Source organism: Pedobacter deserti, from assembly GCF_024436415.1.
GTDB lineage: Bacteria > Bacteroidota > Bacteroidia > Sphingobacteriales > Sphingobacteriaceae > Pedobacter > Pedobacter faecalis.
The window spans coordinates 954,353-974,778 of the sequence record NZ_JAFMZQ010000001.1 but is presented as its reverse complement, the minus strand read 5'-3'; the positions used below and the strand labels follow the sequence as shown (position 1 = coordinate 974,778).

The following is a 20,426-nucleotide window of genomic DNA, read 5'->3' as shown; positions in this document are numbered from 1 at the left end:
AAATTATGCGTTAAAATATGGAAGAATTACATCCTTGTCACTCAGGCTCCGCTTATCAGCCGGAATGCGCCAGTCGATACCCAAAGTAGGATCATCATAGCGGATACCACCTTCCGAAGCCTTGTTGTACGTATTGTCACACTTATACGCAAACACAGCCGTCTCGCTCAGCACCGAAAAACCATGCGCAAAACCACGCGGCACATACAATTGCAGATTATTCTCCGCTGTAAGCTCCACAGCAACCCACTCACCATAAGTCTCAGAACCCTCACGCAGGTCCACGGCCACATCCAGCACCGCGCCCTCTATTACCCGCACCAATTTAGCCTGCGCATGCTCACCCTTCTGGAAATGCAAGCCCCTGATCACCCCGAAAGTCGAAGCACTCTGATTATCCTGCACAAAATGACCATTCTGTCCTGTCAGCTCCTCAAACTTAGGCGCATTAAAACTCTCAAAAAAATAACCGCGACTGTCCTTAAACACCGTCGGCTCAATAATAAAACAACCCTTAAGCTTAGTCTCCGTAACCTTCATCTATCTCTGAGCGTATTGCGTATCATAATAAGACTGATAAGCACCCGAAGTCACATTACTCAGCCATTCCTCATTCTCCAGGTACCAGTCGACAGTCTTAGCCAAACCCTCCTCAAACTGCAGGCTAGGCACCCAGCCCAGCTCCTGCTGCAACTTCGTCGAATCGATCGCATAACGCAGATCATGACCCGCCCTGTCAGTCACAAAAGTGATCAGTTTGGCCGACTCACCAGGCTCGCGACCAAGCTTCTCGTCCATAATGCGGCACAGCAAATGAATCAGATCAATATTCTTCCACTCATTATGCCCGCCAATATTATACGTCTGCCCCGTAGCAGCCTTATGGAAAATCACATCAATCGCACGCGCATGATCTTCCACCCAAAGCCAGTCGCGCACATTCTCACCCTTGCCATACACCGGCACAGGCCTGTTCTTTTTGATATTATTAATCGCCAGCGGAATCAGCTTCTCCGGAAAATGATGCGAACCATAATTATTCGAACAATTCGAAATCACCACATCCAAACCATATGTATCATGATAAGCACGCACAAAATGATCAGACGAAGCCTTAGAAGCCGAATACGGACTATGCGGATCATAAGCCGTAGACTCCGTAAACATACCCGACTCGCCCAAAGCACCATACACCTCATCGGTAGACACATGATAAAAACGCTTCTTATCATAATCACCCTTCCAGTACTCCCGCGCAGCATTCAGCAAATTCACCGTACCAATCACGTTCGTCATTACAAAGGCCGTAGGATCAGTAATAGAGCGGTCCACATGCGACTCCGCAGCCAAATGAATCACCGCACCAAAATTTTCCACCTCAAACAACTCATTGATCTCCGCCGCATCCGTAATATCCAAACGCACAAACTTATAATTCGGCTTATCTTCAATATCCTTCAGGTTAGCCAGGTTACCAGCATAAGTCAGCTTATCAAGATTTACAATCTGATAATCAGGATAAGTATTCACAAACCTGCGCACCACGTGCGAGCCAATGAAACCGGCACCACCGGTAATGAGGATCTTCTTGTTCATTTATAACCCATTAATTAATTCTCCAAAAATGCAAAAAAGCTACCAAAGTTTTACGGGTTAGCTTGAATTCCTCCCTTCGCTCGGAATGACGAGCGCAAAAAAAATCCCGTTACACCAAAGCATAACGGGACAAAAAAAATATACGTTAGAAACTAGTTAACACCAATAGCATTAACCTTAAAGCCAATAGCACGCAATTTCTCCGCATCCAGGATGTTACGGCCATCAAAAATCTTAGCAGGCTTCTTCATATTGTCGTATATGCGCTGCCAATCGTAGTCTTTAAATTCATCCCATTCCGTAAGAATAGCAATAGCGTGCGCATTCTCACAAGCACGATACGGATCTTTAAACACCTTCACCTGTTCGCGGTTCTCTTCAGGCTAGCTGGTAGTAAAAGTCGAGATCGTTAAGATCAAATACGGAAATAAACTATCTGGCTATCCTTTGGGTAATGATTTTTTTTGCTCGCGGGTAAACTACAACCTCAATAAGGTATGAAAAACCTAACGCAACGCCTAGGTATAAAGTAAACGCCACGTACTTATTATTAATCACGCTTAAGTAGCGGGCATGAGACACTAGGAAATAATGTGATATATATAACACATAAGATACCGGTGCAAAAACGGCGAATTTTCCAAAGATCATGTCGAAGAATCTCCATTTCCGAGATTGCCACAATAGAGCTATAAGTACTGCGACAAGAGCAAACGCAAAATGCCTTAGTTCTAACAGCGGTGAAACGCCAATTGAGGATATAGTTCCAGCATGTATGTAAGCGTTAAAACTCAATACCAATGTCGCAATTAAAATACCTGAGAAAGGCACAAACAAGTCAGAAAGGACCACCTTGTTATGCGCAATAAAACTCTTCGCCATGGCCACGCCAACCCACCAAATCCCATAGTACATTAAAAGTCTATTCAAGAAATTAGGGAAAACCAAGTAACTGACGCTGCTAACTGCCACTATTACGAATACTTCTGAATTCAAGTTGACATGCCTTGAACGTAGACTATAAAGCAAGTAGAAAGTCATATAAAACCACCACTCATAAGACAGCGACCAAAGTGGAGCATTACCCAAGAAAGGGTCTGCAATTACATTCGGTTTTAATGAACTAACGTCTTGCAGCATAAAAACGTTCGCGACGAGTTGCCATATGTCGACCTGGACCAATCCATTTGCTTCAATTGAACTAAGGATATAATGACCTAAAAAGACCAAGAACAAAGGGATGTATATCCGATAAAATCTTTTTTGAAAATAATTCCTAAACCCCTTGTCCCTAGACTTCTCAAATGAATATCCGATAACAAAGCCCGACATGAGAAAAAATAAGATCACTGCTTCCTGACCAAATTTAAAAAAGAACGAAAGGTTAAAACCAAGAACAATAAAGTGTTCAGAAAAAAAGGAATGGTGGAAAACAACATATAGCGCAGCTATTCCTCTGATCGCTTCCAGTTTTTCAAGCTTATTTTTCATTTTCAATTACAAGCATCCCTTATTAGATTCACCAACTCGGTCGTATTACCCCAAAGGCTTGGGCCGCTGTAAGGTAAAGCTGTGTATGTAATAACTAACTTTTTTATAGGGTCGATATATACAAATTGACCACCATTGCCCCGCATTTGATAGGACTGATCAGAATTCACATAAAATCCATAACCATACGGGGCGTCTTTCGCTTGTTTTTGGGAAGACACTTTAATCCAATCTGAACCAACAATCTGTAACCCATCAAAAACACCATTATTAACACACAACATGCCAATCTTAGCCAAGTCTCGATTTGTAATAAAAATAGAAAATGCACCGATATTAATGCCATCTTTTGTTTTTTCCCAGATATATTGGTCGATACCCAAAGGATCAAAAAGCTTTTGCTTCGCATAGGCTTCTACGCCGTCAGGGGTCACTTTATGTAATAAACCTGTTAACAATTGAGGCAACAAATCTGAGTACAGAAAAGTACTTCCGGTATCGGCCAGCATGGGCTTTTTTAGTACAAATTCAATTGAACTCCCGCTGGTGTTGACCATCTTTTCAGACTCCCCATTACCCCCAAATTCCAAACCGCCCTGCATAGTTAAGCAGTTCCTGATAGAGATTTTCCTTTTTGATGCGTCAGTATTGAAATATTCTGGAATATACTTTGATATTGGATCATTCACGGATGCAATTAAACCGTCTTGGATAGCCATACCGATCAACAATGCTGTAATACTCTTCGTACAAGACTGTATGTTGTCGATCTTATCAATGTCACTTCTGTCCCGGGCATACGCCTCAGCAACCAGGAAATTGTTTCTGATAATGGTTAGTCCTCTGGACAAGGGTAGCTTATTAGAATAAAAAATATCAAAGGCTTGCTTAATTTTTTTCTCATCTAACTGCTGCTCGGCCAGCGTCGATATCGCCAAACCATCATTCAATTCCATAGGCACCAAACTCCTGTTATCTGATTTCATCGGATTTTCCTTCAAACAAGCGCAAAAGAACAACAACGATAACAGCAAGCTAAGCACTCTCATCTTAAAACTCTATTATGTGAAACAACAATACCGAACCCATTTTGAAACTCTTCATACCGGCCGCTGTTCTTGGGTACTGTTTTCAAATATTGGCTTCGCAAAAATAACCCCATTGCAACGCCAGTTGCAACTTTGAAATCATACATCACTTCTAATTTTGGGTTTATATATTGATTAGCTAGTGCAAAAGAATAGTTACTATGATTCAACTTAATTAAATTGCCTAGAGACGGATCATCTACTTTATAATAGCGGTCTATCGCAGGTCTACTAACAAGTCCAAACACAGGGATATTGAAATGCATTGTTAAGTTCGCGGAGTTCCCCACCCTCTGCTTAAAATCACCCGATAGACCACCTCCTAAAAAACTTGTCCAATATAAATGGCTTTGATCTATGGCCTTATAAAAGCCGTCGCGATAATCGGCATTAATAGAGAATCCTAAGAAGAATTTCTCCTTTATATTATAAAGCCGGTCATAAGATAATGACAGCTTGCCCGTATAGGATTCCCTCACATTCTCAATGGCCGTTTTTGGTAGAGTAAGCGTGGAACTAAGTCTAAACAAATCTATACTTTCGAACCTCTCAATAGAATAGGCTACCCCGATGTGAACCGCCGGTCCTACATTCCTCAGCGGCACTAGGTTGTCCTCAACGTTTTGAAAGTGGGCTGCCTCTAAATCAAGCGAAAACTTCCGCTGCTGAGCAAAACCATCCGTTGATACTATAACACTCAAAAAATAAATACAACCTTTGAAAATCCTGTTCATGCTGATTAATTCACCCCAATGGACTTCACCTTGAATCCAATCGCTCGTAGCTTTTGCGCATCCAGAATATTACGGCCATCGAAAATTTTCGCGGGCTTCAGCATGTTATCATAGATACGCTGCCAATCATAATCTTTAAATTCATCCCACTCCGTCAGGATAGCGATTGCGTGTGCACCTTCACAGGCACGATACGGATCCTCAAATACCTTTACCTGCTCACGATTGTCTTCAGGACTACGCGTATTCAGATAGTCTAGATCACCAAGAATTTGATGCTCCTGAACCTTAGGATCATAGACCCCGATCTGTGCCTGCTCATTCAAAAGCTCATCCGCAACGTAGATCGCTGCGGACTCACGAGTATCGTTGGTATCCTTTTTAAATGCCCAACCCAAGAAAGCTATCTTCTTGCCTGACACTGTATTATAGAGTTCTTTCACGATATTGTTCGCAAAACGCTTTTTCTGATGATCGTTCATAATAATGACCTGCTCCCAGTAGTCAGCAACTTCCTTTAAACCGAAAGTACGAGAAATATACACTAGGTTAAGAATATCCTTCTGGAAACAAGAACCACCAAAACCTACTGAAGCTTTCAAAAACTTAGAGCCGATACGGCTGTCCGTACCAATCGCACGCGCCACTTCACTCACATCTGCTTCTGTCTTCTCGCAAAGTTCAGATATAGAATTAATTGATGATATTCGCTGCGCTAGATAAGCGTTCGCTACTAACTTTGAAAGCTCGGAAGACCACACATTCGTTGTTAAAATACGTTCTCGCGGAATCCAGTGTGCGTAAATATCAACCAATGCTTGTATAGCTTCTTTACCTTCAGGTGTCTGATCACCGCCGATCAACACACGATCGGGCATTAACAAATCTTCTACTGCAGTGCCTTCCGCTAAAAATTCCGGATTAGAAAGGACTTGGAAGTTCACACCATTACCGGTATTATCTAAAATATCACGAACCGCCTCAGCAGTACGCACAGGCAAAGTAGATTTCTCTACAATGATCTTATCACTCTTAGAAACACGCGCAATTTGACGTGCACAAAGCTCAATCCATTTCAAATCCGCACCCTGCCCCTTCCCGGCGCCATAAGTCTTCGTCGGCGTATTGACCGAGATAAAAACCATCTCGGCTTCTGCAATTGCGTTATCAACATCTGTTGAGAAGAACAAGTTCCGACCTCGCGCTTCTGCTACAACCTCACTTAGACCCGGTTCATATACTGGGATGTTTTCCGTATCAGGATCGTTCCAAGCAGCAATCCTGGCCTTGTTTAAATCAACTACAGTAACTTTAATTTCAGGACATTGCTTTGCAATTACCGCCATAGTGGGTCCACCAACGTAGCCCGCTCCAATACAACAGATAGATTTGATTTTCCTCATATTAAAATACAGAATATTTCTGGAGCCAAACTGCGACTTTTTTTCCAAATAATCCATAAAAATGGAAAGTAAATTATTACCAGAAACAAATTACTTAGTGTACTATATACACACCAACATTTTTACACTATATTTGTAACAACAATAAACTACCATTATGAGTCAAGTCAATATTGTTGTAGCCATAGATGGGTTTTCATCGTGTGGCAAAAGTACGCTCGCAAAACAACTTGCTACAAGGCTAGGAATCACTTACGTGGATAGCGGCGCAATGTACCGCGCAACCACACTCCACTTCATCAATCAAAAAACAGACATTAGATGTGAGAAGGATGTGAATCGCTCCCTTGAAACAGCCGAAATCTTGTTTGAACAATCGGAAATCGGAAACCGCATAATGCTAAACGGTGAAGACGTAACATGGGAAATTAGGAAAATGTACGTTTCAGAGATGGTTAGCAAAGTCAGTCAACTCACTTCTGTACGCAAAAGATTAGTCCAATTGCAGCAAGCTTTAGGCCGACAGCAGAGCATCATCATGGATGGCCGGGACATTGGTACGCGCGTATTTCCTTATGCCCAGGTGAAACTGTTTATGACTGCCGATCCTGCAAAGCGGGCCGAACGCCGGCATGCTGAACTTGCTGCTAAAGATGTCGATATAACCCTAGATCAGGTACTGGCTAATCTCACACAACGGGACTACGATGACACTACCCGCAGCGAAAGCCCTTTGATCTGCGCAAAAGACGCATTTATTCTGGATAATACTAACCTTACTCTGGAACAGCAATTTGACATTGCCCATGGGATGATCGAGCCATTGCTGAAAGAAGCCGTTAATAAATCACTAAACTTTTAACAATCAATAGCATAATACGGCAAACTCATTACATTTGTCGGCAAAATCGTCAAAACAAAACTTTTCCAAAATTAAATCGATGAAAAAAGCACTCATTACAGGAGTAACAGGTCAAGACGGCTCTTACCTAGCCGACTTTTTACTAAAAAAAGGTTATGAAGTACACGGAATTAAACGTCGTAGCTCTCTTTTTAACACAGATCGTATCGATCACCTGTACCAGGACCCTCATGAAAGTAATGTTAAGTTTGTTTTGCATTACGGTGATTTAAGTGATTCTACAAATTTGATCCGTATCATTCAGCAGGTACAACCTGACGAGATTTATAACCTGGGTGCTATGAGCCATGTGCATGTAAGTTTCGAGACTCCAGAATATACTGCCAATGCAGATGGTATTGGAACTTTAAGGATTTTAGAAGCCATCCGCATACTAGGTCTTGTTGAAAAGACTAAAGTATATCAGGCTTCTACTTCAGAACTGTACGGTTTGGTTCAGGCAGTGCCTCAATCAGAAACCACACCATTCTACCCCCGTTCTCCTTATGCTGTGGCTAAAATGTACGCTTACTGGATCACAGTAAACTACAGGGAAGCTTATGGCATGTATGCATGCAACGGTATTTTATTTAACCACGAGAGCCCATTACGCGGCGAAACATTCGTTACCCGTAAAATTACGCGCGGTACCGCTAAAATTGCCTTGGGTCTGCAAGACAAACTATACCTTGGAAACCTTAATGCACAACGCGACTGGGGTCATGCTAAAGATTACGTTGAGGCCATGTGGTTAATTCTTCAGCAAGAAAAACCAGAAGACTTTGTGATTGCGACTGGTGTAACCACCACCGTGCGCGACTTCATCAAGATGGCTTTTGGAGAAGTGGGTATCACGCTTGAATTTAAAGGTGAGGGCGCAGAAGAAAAAGGCTATGTGGTATCCTGCAGCAAACCAGAATTCCAGATTGAACCCGGTAAAGAAGTCGTTGCTGTTGACCCACGTTATTTCAGACCTACGGAGGTTGATTTGCTTATCGGCGACCCAACCAAGTGCAAAGAAAAACTAAACTGGATGCCGAAATACGACCTGGCAGGATTGGTTAACGACATGATGACTTCAGATGTTCAGCATTTCCAAAAAGAAAAGATGCTGAAAGACGCTGGCTATGCAGTTAAAAACCAATACGAATAGTAATGGAAATCTCAGACAAAGTATATGTAGCGGGTCATAACGGTATGGTAGGCTCTGCTATCGTCAGAAAACTGCAAAGTGAAGGCTATACTAACATTATAACCCGCTCTTCAAAAGAATTAGACCTGAGAGATCAGGCTGCAGTCGCAGCATTTTTCGCTGCAGAAAAACCAGACTATGTTTTTCTTGCGGCAGCAAAGGTTGGCGGCATCCTTGCCAACAATACCTACCGTGCAGATTTTCTGTACGAAAACCTGATGATCCAGAACAACGTGATACATTCGTCTTATAAAAACGATGTAAAGAAACTCATGTTCCTCGGTTCTTCCTGCATTTATCCTAAACTGGCTCCGCAGCCCTTAAAAGAAGATTATTTGTTGACCGGTGAACTGGAGCCTACCAACGAGCCTTATGCCATTGCCAAGATCGCAGGCATTAAGCTCTGCGATGCTTACCGTTCGCAATACGGCTGCAACTATATCTCCTGTATGCCCACCAATCTTTACGGGCCTAACGACAATTACGACCTGAACAACTCGCATGTATTGCCGGCATTGATCCGTAAAGTAATCACAGCCAAAAACAACAACGAACCGTCAGTTACCATCTGGGGAACCGGCACACCGAAACGGGAGTTCCTGTATGTAGATGATCTGGCCGATGCTTGTTACTATCTGATGCAGACCTATAATGAGCCCGGGCTTGTAAACATCGGCGTAGGCGAAGACGTAACCATACTTGAATTAGCTCAACTGGTGGCTAAAGTTGTAGGCTTTGAAGGTGAAATTAAAACCGACACCTCTAAGCCTGATGGCACTCCAAGAAAACTGATGGATGTAAGTAAATTGCATGCACAAGGCTGGAAAGCTAAGGTTACGCTGGAAGAAGGCATTACCAAAGTTTATACTGACGTTAAAGACTTGAACTGGAACTAATGTCGAATAATTATGTATTCATTATGGCCGGAGGCGTCGGAAGCCGCTTCTGGCCAAAAAGCCGCAATAATTTTCCTAAACAGTTTATTGATATCCTCGGTGTCGGAAAATCACTGCTCCAGCTCACCTATGAGCGGTTCCTGAAGCTTTGTCCGGCAGAAAACATATATATTGTAACCAATGGGCAATATGAGTCTATTATCATGGATCAATTGAATGGCATCAAAAGCCGGCAAATCATCTGTGAACCCAGTAGAAATAACACTGCACCATGCATTGCGTATGCGTCTTTCAAAATAAGCGCGATAAACCCTGAGGCAAATATTGTCGTTGCACCCTCCGATCACTTTATTCTTTACGAAGACATCTTTATTCAAAAGATCAGGCAAGCCCTTGCCTTTACCGAAGCAAATGAAGCGCTGGTTACTTTAGGTATAACTCCGACAAGGCCGGATACCGGCTACGGCTACATCAATTATTCTACCGACAATCTTGCCGGGGTTCATAAAGTGCTGCAATTCCGGGAAAAGCCCAGCTTAGAGAAAGCAAAGGAGTATTTAGCTGAAGGCAACTATCTGTGGAATGCCGGAATCTTTATCTGGAAAGTTGAGTCAATTTTAAAGGCCCTAAAAGAACACTCCTCAGAAATACATACGCTTTTTGAAAAAGGGAATCCTGTATACAATACGACTGAGGAACAAACATTCATTAACAGACATTATCCAACTTCGCCCAATATTTCCATTGACTATGCCATTATGGAACAGGCGGACAATGTGTATACCATCCCTGCAGAGTTCGGGTGGTCTGACTTGGGCACGTGGGCTTCCTTATATGAAGCGGCTCCAAAAGACGAAAACAATAATGTGATTTCTGCAAAACAAATAGATGTTAGGGATACATCTAATAGTATCATTCATATCAACTCTGATAAACTGGCTATTATAAGAGGACTGGACAACTTTATCGTGGTGGATGAGGGAAATTCTTTACTGATCTATCCTAAATCATCTGAACAGCAAGTTAAGGCAATCGTTTCTCAGATCGGTAAACAATTTGGCTACAGATTTATTTAGTATATCTGACGACTATCTAGCGAAAGGAATACGCAAATCCTAAACCGCTACCAAAATTGTTATATAACTTTCCAAAATCACCCGCTAACGAAAACATCAAGCCCCAGTTATCACGTTGATATTTCCCTTCAAATAACGAATAACATTGGAATACGCCTTTGCCTCCTCCGTAGAGATGAATGAAATTTCTAGCGCCGTAATTAATAACTGGTGTGACTTTAGTCCGGATTGATATATATTGATTAATTCGCCAGCGCGTTCCAAGATTTGCGCCAATAAGTCGATTATTAATAATATTGCTATTCCCTGGTATCGGATCGGAGGCCTTCCAATTAAAAGGTGTGATTGGTAGATAATTCGCACCTTCTGTTCTGTTGGTTATGATTGGTGTACCAATCACCATACCTTGGTATTCCCATCCAGTCTTCATTGGACCGTTGTTATAGTAACTTTGTAATTCCTTCCCATACTCTTCCATCTGCTTCGTATGTATAAATTCAAGTAAAATATCTCTGAGACTAATATTAGCCTTTGGGCTAATCCGAACTCCTAAGATGCGATCGATGTTCCGTACATCTATACCAGTTCCACTTTCAAACGGAGTTTGGTTGTATATCTGCAAACCAAAATTCTCAAATTCAATTTCAGCGCCGAATTCTATTAGTCCTCGTTGATCACCTGCTCTGTTTGGTCGGAACCCGTTAAGCTCGTCTTCGAGCGGTAATGATCCATCATTAGCCTCTGCTACTAACAAAACATTAAAAAATCCTTTAAGTGAGCGATCAAGATATACATCATCCGCCGGCCTCTTTCCACCCCATTCCGCATAATGTTGGACTCCGCCATAGAGTTTAACTCTTGATAAATTAAGCCGTCCATAGAAACTCTTTTCATGTAACCAAGACTCCATGAATCTATCTTTGCCCATCCATCCGTGGCTCATCATCCCTTTAAACTGTAGCCGCCCTTTCGTTAAGGGGACGTTAACATAATCGTTGATAACAGCACTAATTTTTGGAATCGGAAGAGCATTTCCGCTGGTGCCTAGTGAGCCGACAGAAAGTTCTGGATTTAGATCATCCCAAAGGTCACGATGCCGCCCTGCACGAACGATAAAACTTTTATATTTTAGCTGTGCATATGCTTGCTGTATGACGACTCTGCTATAAGCATTACTATTAAATATTGTTGCTCCATACTCTAGCTTCAGCAAAGACGAGGTATCGCTTAAATAATTCCAATTGCCTAAATAATACTTATTTACCGCCTCAAAAAACGTAACCTGATCCACTTGACTATCACTCGATATCCCAAAGCGATTTGCTTTAGACCATAATGGCTGAAAATTTTTCGACGCCACTTGTACCTTTGACGTAGCATATATCTGTAATGAATCGAAGTGTTGAGCTTGCAAAGTCAAACCAACCAAAACGAAGAAAGCAAGGCTAATCCACCTCAATATATTATTCATTAAGCAAATCTTTAATTTCCATCTCAAATTTACTCAATAGAGTATCTTTGTCTAAATACTGCTCTGCATATTTGCGAGCATTGGCACGAAACATATCATTTTCCTCAAATAAACCACGTCTGATGCCGATTTCTAAGGCCTTATCGTCCTCCGGGTTAACTACAATACCTAAGTTATGCTGTGTGACAACCTGATGCAATGATGTTCCAGATTGGGCAGTAACTATCGCACAACCTCCTGCTGCTAAAATACCGGTCAGCTTACTTGGCATAACCAAATCGGCGGCTGAACTTTTTTGTAATACAAGATGCACATCTGCCATAGCTAACAGCGCTGAAAACTTTGCATAAGGTTGAAGAGGATAGAAAAGAACATTTTTCAAATTAGCAGAATTGGCTAGACCTTGAAGCTTCTCCTTACCACCTCCTGACCCACATATCACAAATTTGACATCCTCATCTGTAACGGAAAAGCTTTGGGCTATACGGATGATAACCTCCAGACCTTGTTTTTCTCCTAGATTACCACTATAAAGTACTATTTTGTCTCTGCCGGTGAAACCAAATTCGTTTTTAAGAGACTGGTCTTTTGTCAAGGGCTTAATTACCTCGCTATCAACCCAGTTGGGAAACAAGAGAATTTTCTCATCAGGAACACCCTTTACACTTATCTTTCTTTTCATCCCCTCACTAATTGTCGAGACCCTTGTGCCCTTCTTTAGTAAGAGACGTTCAATGGCAAACATAATCCTAAGCAGAGCTTGACTTTTGATCATCCCTAGATCTTTAGCGGCGTCAACCTGTAAATCTTGAATATGGTTAATCCACACGCTCCTTCGAAAGCGTGTGTAAATCCAAGGCATCACAGCAAGATGAAAAGGAGGTGCAATACATAAGATGGCATCAAATCGCTCACTAAATATACTTTTTATCCAAAAAGGGATACTCGCCCCGAAAAAGGAAAATTCGTGAATAATCCGCTTTACCGATGTAACTTTTCGTGGAACATATAACGGGACTCGATGTACTTTTACATTTTCAATAATCTCTGTCGTCCAAGATCTTCCAGCGTAATTCGGATGAACGCGCCACTCGGGATAGTAAGGCAACGCTGCCAAAACATGTACATCGTGACCTTGATTTGCAAACCAGCTAGCCATTTCTCCAGTATATTTGCCGATGCCTGTTAATTCAGGCGCATAGTTTATGCCGAAAATAAGAATCCGCATCCTAGATCATTTATTTAAATCTATCCGATAATTATCCAATATGTATGCTTTGATTTTTAGGGTATCATTCCCACAATGCTTTTTGATCTCAAAAATCTTAGCATCTACAAGGGTTCTGTACCACCAACCTTGCAAAAAATGCCACAAGAAACCCTCTTTGCCCTCTGTAAATCCAAATTTAAAAACATATCTATAAATAAAGTAGATAAAGGTTCGCCAGAATAACGGCATTGAAGTATATTTCTCCTTTTTACCTCGTTTGTCCTTTGCATCCTTGGACATCGAAATGGACGAATCTTGTCCCTTTTCGGGCAGAAACTTTAATTCTATATTTAACATATCTATCGCCTCTCGAATTGCATATCCATTATGCTTATTAATCCACCATCCCAAGGAATTCAAGTTATCATCATAAAAGCAATTCTGCCACTGTTGACTGATACCTTCAGTTAAAACCATATGTTCATCCATCCAACGTTCTTCACAAAAACTTTTCTTATTGCGGAATAGCCGTAGCATGTTCCATCTTATATTGCCTTTGTTTATAATTCGACCTAAAAAGATCATCTTTCTCTCCATCACGATACCCGATATTTCGAGCGGTACATTAGGTAGCTTGAGTGTCATTTCCGAAATTAGAGCATCGGAAAGGTACTCATCAGCGTCCAGTCGAAATACCCATTCGGTTTCGATGGGAAGATTTGATAAGCCCCAATTTAGTTGCCTGGCATAGTTATTCTCCCATTTGTTTTGGTAAACGATTGCCCCGAGGGATTCGGCAATCTCACATGTTCGATCTGTTGAGTAGGAATCCACGAGATAGATTTTCCTGGAAAAAAGTTGAGCATTATGAATGCAACGCTCAATATGTTTTTCTTCGTTGTAAGTTAAAATTACTGTCGTTATATCTAGCATAGTAAATTTAGTCTGTTATGATACGTGGTTTCAAAGGTTTGCAAGGGTGGCCGGCACATACGGTCCATGCCGGCATATCTTTCGTGACCACTGATCTGGCCCCTATGACTGCGCCTTCACCGATATTAACGCCGGGATGAACAAAGGCTTCTGCTGCAACCCATGCATGATCCCCTATTATTATCGGTGCGGTAACTAAAGGATGGCCAGATTTTGTGTAATCATGAGTACCAGCACAAAGAAAAACCCGTTGCGAAATAATAGAACGGTGGCCAAGTTTAATCTTCCCTTGACTATAAAGGTCAACTCCGTTTGCAACACCAGCCTCATCTCCAATCTCCAGATTCCATGGAGCCCATATAATGGCTTTAGGGTATATATGTGCGCCTCGGCCAACTTTAGCCCCGAAGATAGTTAGTAAAAACGCCCTCCATTTATGCAGAGGCTTTGGTGAATATCGAAATAAAAGAAAATAAATTACATTCCAAACTAATCTCATAACACGATTTGCTATAGAGAATGAAGGGCTAGTGTAAGAATCGTAATCCTTTGATGTCATATCCTATATACTGTCAGTTAAAATGGAATAAATCTCTCTTGCCGACGAAATACGGCAGATACTTGTTAAGAAAGAAAATTATTGGAACCTCTGATATTAATACAATTCCAAGTTTTATAAAGTCTACCCAGGGGCCATTGATCAAGACTACTCGTCCAGTAACAAAGGAAGTAATGATGATTAAAAGTTGATGCGTACAAAGTACTATGAGTGAGTTTCTGCCCAGAAAATTAATGCTTGGTATGCTGATTATGACTTTTCCGACAAAGAAAACACCAAATACACCGGTTAATGCACTTACTAACAAAAGTATGTGTTCTCCCTGATAGGAGTTTAACATCACCTCAGCGCTTATCCTGTTGGTTACTATGATTATCGTGTATGGGACCAAAAGTATGATGCCTAACCATAGGTCATATTTAGTCGAATTAAGAAACCATTTAAAATTCTTAAGATAATGCCCAGCCCCAAAGAAAAACATCATACTGATTGACGAATCAATGAAATATGGGAGATTCACATGCATCTCACCTAACAAATATCCTAATCCAGATAAAATAAAGCAGGTGCCTAAACGAATAATTGGACTAGATATCTTAGAGATAAAATAGTAAAACACGAACAAATTAAACAAACCTATTAAGAACCAGAGCGCGCCGGCGTAAGTAAAATCCTCCGTACCGTCAAAAAGTTCCAGTAAGCTCAGCATTTCGAAACGTTGCATTTTGCCAGATTTCCCTAATCCTACGATGTCAGATGCGAAATAAATCGCAGCATAGTTTAAGATAAAAAAAAATAGCAAGGGTACTATTAACCTGTTAATCTTACTTATCAAATACTTAACAAAGTCTACTTTGGTAGATACAAATATGCCCGATATCATGAAAAAAAGCTGCATAAAGAACGGCGTAACTACATATCTTGTTAGTTCAGTGTTTATATGAAACAGAACAACCAAAATTATAGTGCCCCCTTTCAACAAATCTAAAAAGTCATATCTAGCTTTAAGTTTTGACGCAGTGCCTGCTACTTCAGTCATCTTAGTTGAATTATACATGAATACTGTTAGAACTTCCCTGAGGATCCATAAGATTTACGAAATGGGGAACATCGCCGCCATATGTAACATATCTGTAAAGCTCACTCATTTTTTTACCCGAAACTTCCCAGGTAAAATCCTTTTCAACTAAAGCCTTACCCCTCAAACCCATCTCAGATCTTTGCACATCAGACATCTTAAACAATTTAGTTAAACCTTCAACGACCGACTGGATTGAAGCCTCAATTTCGATAGCCGCGCCAGCCTCAAAGCCTTCCGGCAGGTTACAGTTTTGGGTAATAATCACGGGAAGTTTCCAAGACCACGCCTCTAAAACAGTCATTGGCAACCCTTCGCCATGCGATGGTAGGATATACGCGTCCGATTTCTTGTATAATTCATCTTTAGCGGCATCAAAAACTCCTCCGTGAAATTTCACAAGATCCTGTAGGCCAAGTTCATCTGCCAACACGCGCAGTTTTTTAGGGTAATTATCCTGCCCCCACCCTACAATATCAATACCCCAATTATTTAATAGGTCTGGGTTATTCTGCTTTATATCTCCCACCGCTTTTAACAGAATATCGACTCCCTTTTTCGGGTGTAGACGCGCTAAAAACAGCAGTCGCTTACTCTCTTTTTTTGTATTTCTGACAAAATTCTCTTCATTAATGTTGATTCCGTTTGGGATAATAGCAACTGGGGAGGTAATCCCATAACTTCGTATATCTTCAAGTTCTTTAAGAGACAGAGCATGATAACAATCAACCAGATGAAAATCTATTTTTGAAAACATAAGATTTCCTATAGCACGCTTAACCTTAGATTGATGAGCGAGTATATATGGATCAAACATACCATGAGGACTTACTATGACCTTATTAGATGCATTCTTCCAAAACCGGATAAATAGGTGTGGGTACCGCCAGAGACCATGAACATGTAGCAAAGTAGATTCGCTGGCGATCAAGTCCTTGCTAATACTATAAGAATAAAAAAAAGGTAGCTTTTTATAAAGAAGGACTTTCAGCGGATGCCAACCCGCCAGATCATCGACCGCGTGAACATCTCGGTAGGAAAATATTTTTAAATCTATACCTTTTAGAGCACTACTCCTATATAAATCTCTAATAGCGTCTCGTAATCCCCCGGCCATACGGGAAATAGAACAGGTTATAACATCAACTCTCATGAACGATACAACCAATATCTTTTAAAAAATGAGCTATTTTGTAATGATAATCTTTCCAATCGTAATCAGAAATCGAATTCCTTGCATTTTGACTCATATAATTTAATCTTTCTTTATTATCTAAGAACCAATCAATCCTACCTCTAAGATCATCTGTTGAACTGCTTTTAATGACAAAGCCGTTTTGACCATCTATGATCAAATCATTGACGCCGCTGTTTTGTGTACAAATAACAGGTAGTCCAGACGCTAACGCTTCCAGTCCGACTAAAGCAAGACCTTCAGCCAAGGAGGGCAAAACAAACACATCGGATTTTTTATAATATTCGGACATCACATCTCTTGTTACAAATCCCTCGAAGTGGATATTTGGATATTCTTTATATTTTTCATATAAATCAGACTTAGCATCAAACCCGCCGGCTAAGGTGAGAGCAACCTGATCGCTATCATAGAGTGATACGACCTCAAGAAGATGGTGCACGCCTTTCCTTCTGTTAATTCCTCCGACGAAAAACAACTTTAATGGTTCCTGCTTACGTGGTAGGCTTTCTCGCTGGTGAAATTGGGAGGTGTCTACTCCATAAGGAATCATTCTGATTTTGTCTTCACATTCCAAGCAGTTAGCAAGTATACTGTTTTTTACAAAGGATGACCCGACTAATAAATGATCGGCAAGCAGAAACTCATTTTCGTATCTTTCCATTTTCCTTTCATTCCAAAGGTGTCTTTGTTCCTCATAAATTTCTTTGCTATTTGTAATCTGCATATCGCGCTCATAAATTGTCTTCATATAAGACCTACTAGCTATGGTCACGTCAAGTATGCATTTAATGTCCGGCCTATTAGACTTTATCAGAAGGAAAGAGTCATACACGTTTGAATCAAATAGTATTACTGCAGGAGAGTTATTTTTAATGGCGTATTTAGCAACTTTAGTTGCAAACCTTTTATGGATGACGAGATAAAAGTAATCTCGTATAGATTTGCTAACCCCAATCTTTGCGAGAAGTATCAATAATAATCCACCAAATTCACCAATTAGTGACACTTGACTATCATCAACTTGTTCGCATCTTCTTGAAGAGGCTTTTTTGAAGTCCTTCCCTTTTAAGAATCTCTTCAAGATATTCGTCAAAGACGATTCTTTGTCATATACCGTAGTAAAAAATCTGAACGGCACATTGGCTTTTTTCAATGCAATTAATAACTGAAATACGTGTTGTTTGCCAGGATGTGCAACAACTACCTCTCTATTCTTCATTCATTATGTGATTAATATGAGACATCGCCATGTTTTCGAATGTGTTTAATCTAATATTTTTTAAACTATTAAAGCTCAATTTGTTTGCGTAGCCTGGATTTAGAGCAATCGTATTGATCATCTCCGCTAAGGCATGCGGATCTTCAGAAGGCACAATACATTCCGAATCCTTTATAAGTTCTATTCCGGCGATACACTTATCGGTCGTGATAACAGGAAGTCCACAAGCCATTGCTTCGTTGATCACGAGTCCCCATATGTCTTCCCGCGTAGGCAGAACGAAGAGATCACACGCTTTAAGCCATTCCTGAATCTCAAGTTGTCCCATGAACTGTCTATAATGAATGTTTCGCAAGCCTAATTCCTGCTGGAGATCAAGGTATTCTTGCGTTGCCAAGCCACCAATAATATAAATCCCAACATCACTCTTGTTAATGGATTTTGCAGCTTTTAAAAGTATATCAAACCCTTTACGATGAATAAACTGTCCGATCGAAATTATTGCATAATTTTCTTTGATGCCTAATCGCGATTTTAACTTGGCTTTGGTTGCCGCATCAACCGGTGATTGTAATATGTCTGCACTTTTTAATGATGTAAACGGATAGCGAACGATGTTCTTTGCACCATAGTAAGTTAAATAAGCATCAGAAATCGCACTTGGGCTAAAATACTTCTTTGCGCCACTGATTAAAAATCTTTTAATTTTCTTTGATAGTATATTCTCTCCGCTTGAAATCATTCCTCCATCCGTCTCCAGATAGTAAGGAATACCTAGCATCTTCATATACAAAATTGCTAAGGATTGCGTGCGTGTATGATAACAGCCAACTATAATAGCATCATATTTTGATGTACTTAAATGTTTGAAAACTTCGGCTTTGATCTGCTTATCATTTAAAAGAGAATTGCCTACAAAAATTGGTTTAAACGTTGATATCTTATCCTCATTCCAGTTAAAAGACTGTTCTCCTGACCGACGAGCTTCAAAAATAACCGTCAAATCGCACAACTTTCCAAATTCATTGAAGAAATCGACTCGATAAGGTGTAGACAAATTAGTTAAAAATAAAACCTTTTTCATTTAATACTTCTCAATTAGGATAGTTGCAGACTATATGGCTTGTAATGACTGACACGCTTCTTTTTATAGATGTTATACAAAAGAAATGGAAGGCAAAAAAGCAGGAAAAATTCTATTCGTATAAAGACATATTGAGTGCTGTGTGTCGAGACAGAACTCACCTGAGTAAAAAGGAGCATATAGACAATTCGATAAAGCGACGATATGAAAGACCATGACCAAAAAACCCCTAAAATATACCCAACTAAGAAAAATTTGATAAACCCAAAATATGAGAACGATGCGAAGGCATCAAAATATCCAGTCATCGTGGTTATATTTTTAGTCAATTCGGGGAGAACCTTTTCGTAGTTAAAATGTACTTGAAGACCTTCCTTAATCTCCTCGCCAACCAAAAATCTTGGGACAAAATTATAAATAAAGTTATTCCAGATAACTATACCATAATCATAAGAGTCATTGTTATAGCAGTAATCTATTCCCAACGCTGCGTTACCTAAATCCATACCAAGAGTAAAATCATTTTGGATAAATGAATCCTTAAAATTATCCACGAATTCAATGCTCTCATTTGACTTGTTGCTGATATTTAACCGGATGGCTTCAATACTTGCATTGATTACGCCTCCAAAAACAAACAGTACGAATACGACGATTTTGATGTATTTATAACTTTGGTAACGTATTAACGAGAATGCAAAGAAAAGGTTAAACGCTAGACGAACTGTGAGGTTACGTCGACCTAACAGTACAATACTTTCCAAATATAATAGCGATGCTAAGACTACGATAAGAATAATCAGCTTGTCTCTAATACTGTATTTGGTAAAAAATACCAACCCGTATATAAAGCCTAATTCCAGATAGCTGGCCAAATTTACCATCACAATAAAATTGCTCCTAGACCCTCCTTCCAGCTCACTCATCCAAACACCTCTAAGTAGGAAGGACGCGATAAATCCGATCGAGCTCAAGACTATAATAGTCGGCTTTACCTCAAGCAGTTTAATATCCCTTATTAGGTTTGGTTTAGATTTTCTGGCTCCGAGTTCGAAGCCGAACTTAAGAGCCAAATTGCATGTAATCATTACAAACAGAAGATTATAGAGAAGACGATTATCATAGTACTCGCTGAAATAAATAGAAGTTATCTGAGGAAGTAATATAGAAATCGAAACTGCAGCGGTTAAAAACGGAGCCTGGAAAACGCCTAGGTCCTTTTTAAAATACTCTATCAGAATGTAACAGTTGATAGCAATAAATACAGCAATGAGGATCAATTCCATAAGACAAAACT

At 40.4% G+C, this 20,426-nt stretch carries 20 protein-coding genes; 4 read left to right on the top strand and 16 right to left on the bottom strand.

Annotation, left to right across the window (positions count from 1 at the left end; all coding sequences use genetic code 11):
- Window positions 1-3: 3 nt before the first annotated feature.
- From rfbC to J3P40_RS04510, 7 genes are all read right to left on the bottom strand, one after another.
- A complete protein-coding gene (rfbC, locus tag J3P40_RS04540) occupies window positions 4-540 on the bottom strand; it encodes a dTDP-4-dehydrorhamnose 3,5-epimerase (RefSeq protein WP_256003340.1) in 537 nt (178 codons plus the stop codon).
- Window positions 541-1,596 carry a dTDP-glucose 4,6-dehydratase gene (gene rfbB / locus J3P40_RS04535; RefSeq protein WP_256003339.1) on the bottom strand — a complete coding sequence of 352 codons (1,056 nt, stop codon included), beginning with the start codon at window positions 1,594-1,596 and terminating at the stop codon, window positions 541-543. It lies immediately after the preceding gene.
- A 152-nt stretch (window positions 1,597-1,748) separates the two neighbouring features.
- The gene (locus J3P40_RS04530; protein WP_256003338.1) at window positions 1,749-1,958 is read right to left on the bottom strand and encodes a UDP binding domain-containing protein; all 210 of its coding nucleotides are present in this window, start codon (window positions 1,956-1,958) and stop codon (window positions 1,749-1,751) included.
- Window positions 1,959-2,028: 70 nt separating this feature from the next.
- Window positions 2,029-3,087, bottom strand: coding sequence for an acyltransferase family protein (locus tag J3P40_RS04525; protein ID WP_256003337.1), 1,059 nt, complete (start codon window positions 3,085-3,087; stop codon window positions 2,029-2,031).
- A 2-nt stretch (window positions 3,088-3,089) separates the two neighbouring features.
- Window positions 3,090-4,073 (bottom strand): serine hydrolase domain-containing protein, encoded by a 984-nt coding sequence (locus J3P40_RS04520; protein WP_256003336.1) that lies wholly within the window; start codon window positions 4,071-4,073, stop codon window positions 3,090-3,092.
- Between the two features lie 59 nt (window positions 4,074-4,132).
- Window positions 4,133-4,909, bottom strand: coding sequence for a hypothetical protein (locus J3P40_RS04515; protein WP_256003335.1), 777 nt, complete (start codon window positions 4,907-4,909; stop codon window positions 4,133-4,135).
- 5 nt (window positions 4,910-4,914) lie between these two features.
- A complete protein-coding gene (locus tag J3P40_RS04510; RefSeq protein WP_256003333.1) occupies window positions 4,915-6,369 on the bottom strand; it encodes a UDP-glucose 6-dehydrogenase in 1,455 nt (484 codons plus the stop codon).
- 100 nt (window positions 6,370-6,469) lie between these two features.
- Here J3P40_RS04510 and cmk point away from each other — a divergent pair, with 100 nt between their 5' ends.
- The 4 genes from cmk to J3P40_RS04490 all read left to right on the top strand — a co-directional run bounded on the left by cmk (window position 6,470) and on the right by J3P40_RS04490 (window position 10,377).
- Window positions 6,470-7,174: a (d)CMP kinase gene (gene cmk, locus J3P40_RS04505; protein WP_256003330.1), complete on the top strand. Its 705-nt coding sequence runs from the start codon at window positions 6,470-6,472 to the stop codon at window positions 7,172-7,174.
- 79 nt (window positions 7,175-7,253) lie between these two features.
- The gene (gene gmd / locus J3P40_RS04500) at window positions 7,254-8,366 is read left to right on the top strand and encodes a GDP-mannose 4,6-dehydratase (RefSeq protein ID WP_256003328.1); all 1,113 of its coding nucleotides are present in this window, start codon (window positions 7,254-7,256) and stop codon (window positions 8,364-8,366) included.
- A gap of 2 nt (window positions 8,367-8,368) precedes the next feature.
- Window positions 8,369-9,301 (top strand): GDP-L-fucose synthase, encoded by a 933-nt coding sequence (fcl, locus tag J3P40_RS04495; RefSeq protein WP_256003327.1) that lies wholly within the window; start codon window positions 8,369-8,371, stop codon window positions 9,299-9,301.
- Entirely contained in the window at window positions 9,301-10,377 is a 1,077-nt protein-coding gene (locus J3P40_RS04490; RefSeq protein WP_256003326.1) for a mannose-1-phosphate guanylyltransferase, read from the top strand. Before fcl ends, J3P40_RS04490 begins: the two co-directional genes overlap by 1 nt.
- 16 nt (window positions 10,378-10,393) lie before the next feature.
- Here the strand turns inward: J3P40_RS04490 and J3P40_RS04485 are convergent, their stop codons facing one another.
- Genes J3P40_RS04485 through J3P40_RS04445 form a run of 9 tightly spaced genes read right to left on the bottom strand, consistent with a single transcriptional unit; the run spans window position 10,394 to window position 20,415 of the window.
- Window positions 10,394-11,848: a capsule assembly Wzi family protein gene (locus tag J3P40_RS04485; protein ID WP_256003325.1), complete on the bottom strand. Its 1,455-nt coding sequence runs from the start codon at window positions 11,846-11,848 to the stop codon at window positions 10,394-10,396.
- Complete coding sequence (locus J3P40_RS04480) at window positions 11,841-13,076, bottom strand: WcaI family glycosyltransferase (protein WP_256003324.1); 1,236 nt, start codon at window positions 13,074-13,076, stop codon at window positions 11,841-11,843. Before J3P40_RS04480 ends, J3P40_RS04485 begins: the two co-directional genes overlap by 8 nt.
- 6 nt (window positions 13,077-13,082) lie before the next feature.
- Window positions 13,083-13,991 (bottom strand): glycosyltransferase family 2 protein, encoded by a 909-nt coding sequence (locus tag J3P40_RS04475; protein ID WP_256003323.1) that lies wholly within the window; start codon window positions 13,989-13,991, stop codon window positions 13,083-13,085.
- A 7-nt stretch (window positions 13,992-13,998) separates the two neighbouring features.
- Window positions 13,999-14,550, bottom strand: a complete 552-nt coding sequence (locus J3P40_RS04470; protein ID WP_256003320.1) for a WcaF family extracellular polysaccharide biosynthesis acetyltransferase — start codon at window positions 14,548-14,550, stop codon at window positions 13,999-14,001.
- 13 nt (window positions 14,551-14,563) lie between these two features.
- Window positions 14,564-15,589, bottom strand: coding sequence for an acyltransferase family protein (locus J3P40_RS04465; protein ID WP_256003318.1), 1,026 nt, complete (start codon window positions 15,587-15,589; stop codon window positions 14,564-14,566).
- Between the two features lie 10 nt (window positions 15,590-15,599).
- Window positions 15,600-16,745: a glycosyltransferase gene (locus J3P40_RS04460; protein ID WP_256003317.1), complete on the bottom strand. Its 1,146-nt coding sequence runs from the start codon at window positions 16,743-16,745 to the stop codon at window positions 15,600-15,602.
- Between the two features lie 25 nt (window positions 16,746-16,770).
- Window positions 16,771-18,045: a glycosyltransferase family 4 protein gene (locus J3P40_RS04455; protein ID WP_256003316.1), complete on the bottom strand. Its 1,275-nt coding sequence runs from the start codon at window positions 18,043-18,045 to the stop codon at window positions 16,771-16,773.
- The gene (locus tag J3P40_RS04450; RefSeq protein ID WP_256003315.1) at window positions 18,035-19,129 is read right to left on the bottom strand and encodes a glycosyltransferase family 4 protein; all 1,095 of its coding nucleotides are present in this window, start codon (window positions 19,127-19,129) and stop codon (window positions 18,035-18,037) included. Before J3P40_RS04450 ends, J3P40_RS04455 begins: the two co-directional genes overlap by 11 nt.
- Before the next feature lie 14 nt (window positions 19,130-19,143).
- Window positions 19,144-20,415: a hypothetical protein gene (locus tag J3P40_RS04445; RefSeq protein ID WP_256003314.1), complete on the bottom strand. Its 1,272-nt coding sequence runs from the start codon at window positions 20,413-20,415 to the stop codon at window positions 19,144-19,146.
- Between the last annotated feature and the right edge of the window lie 11 nt (window positions 20,416-20,426).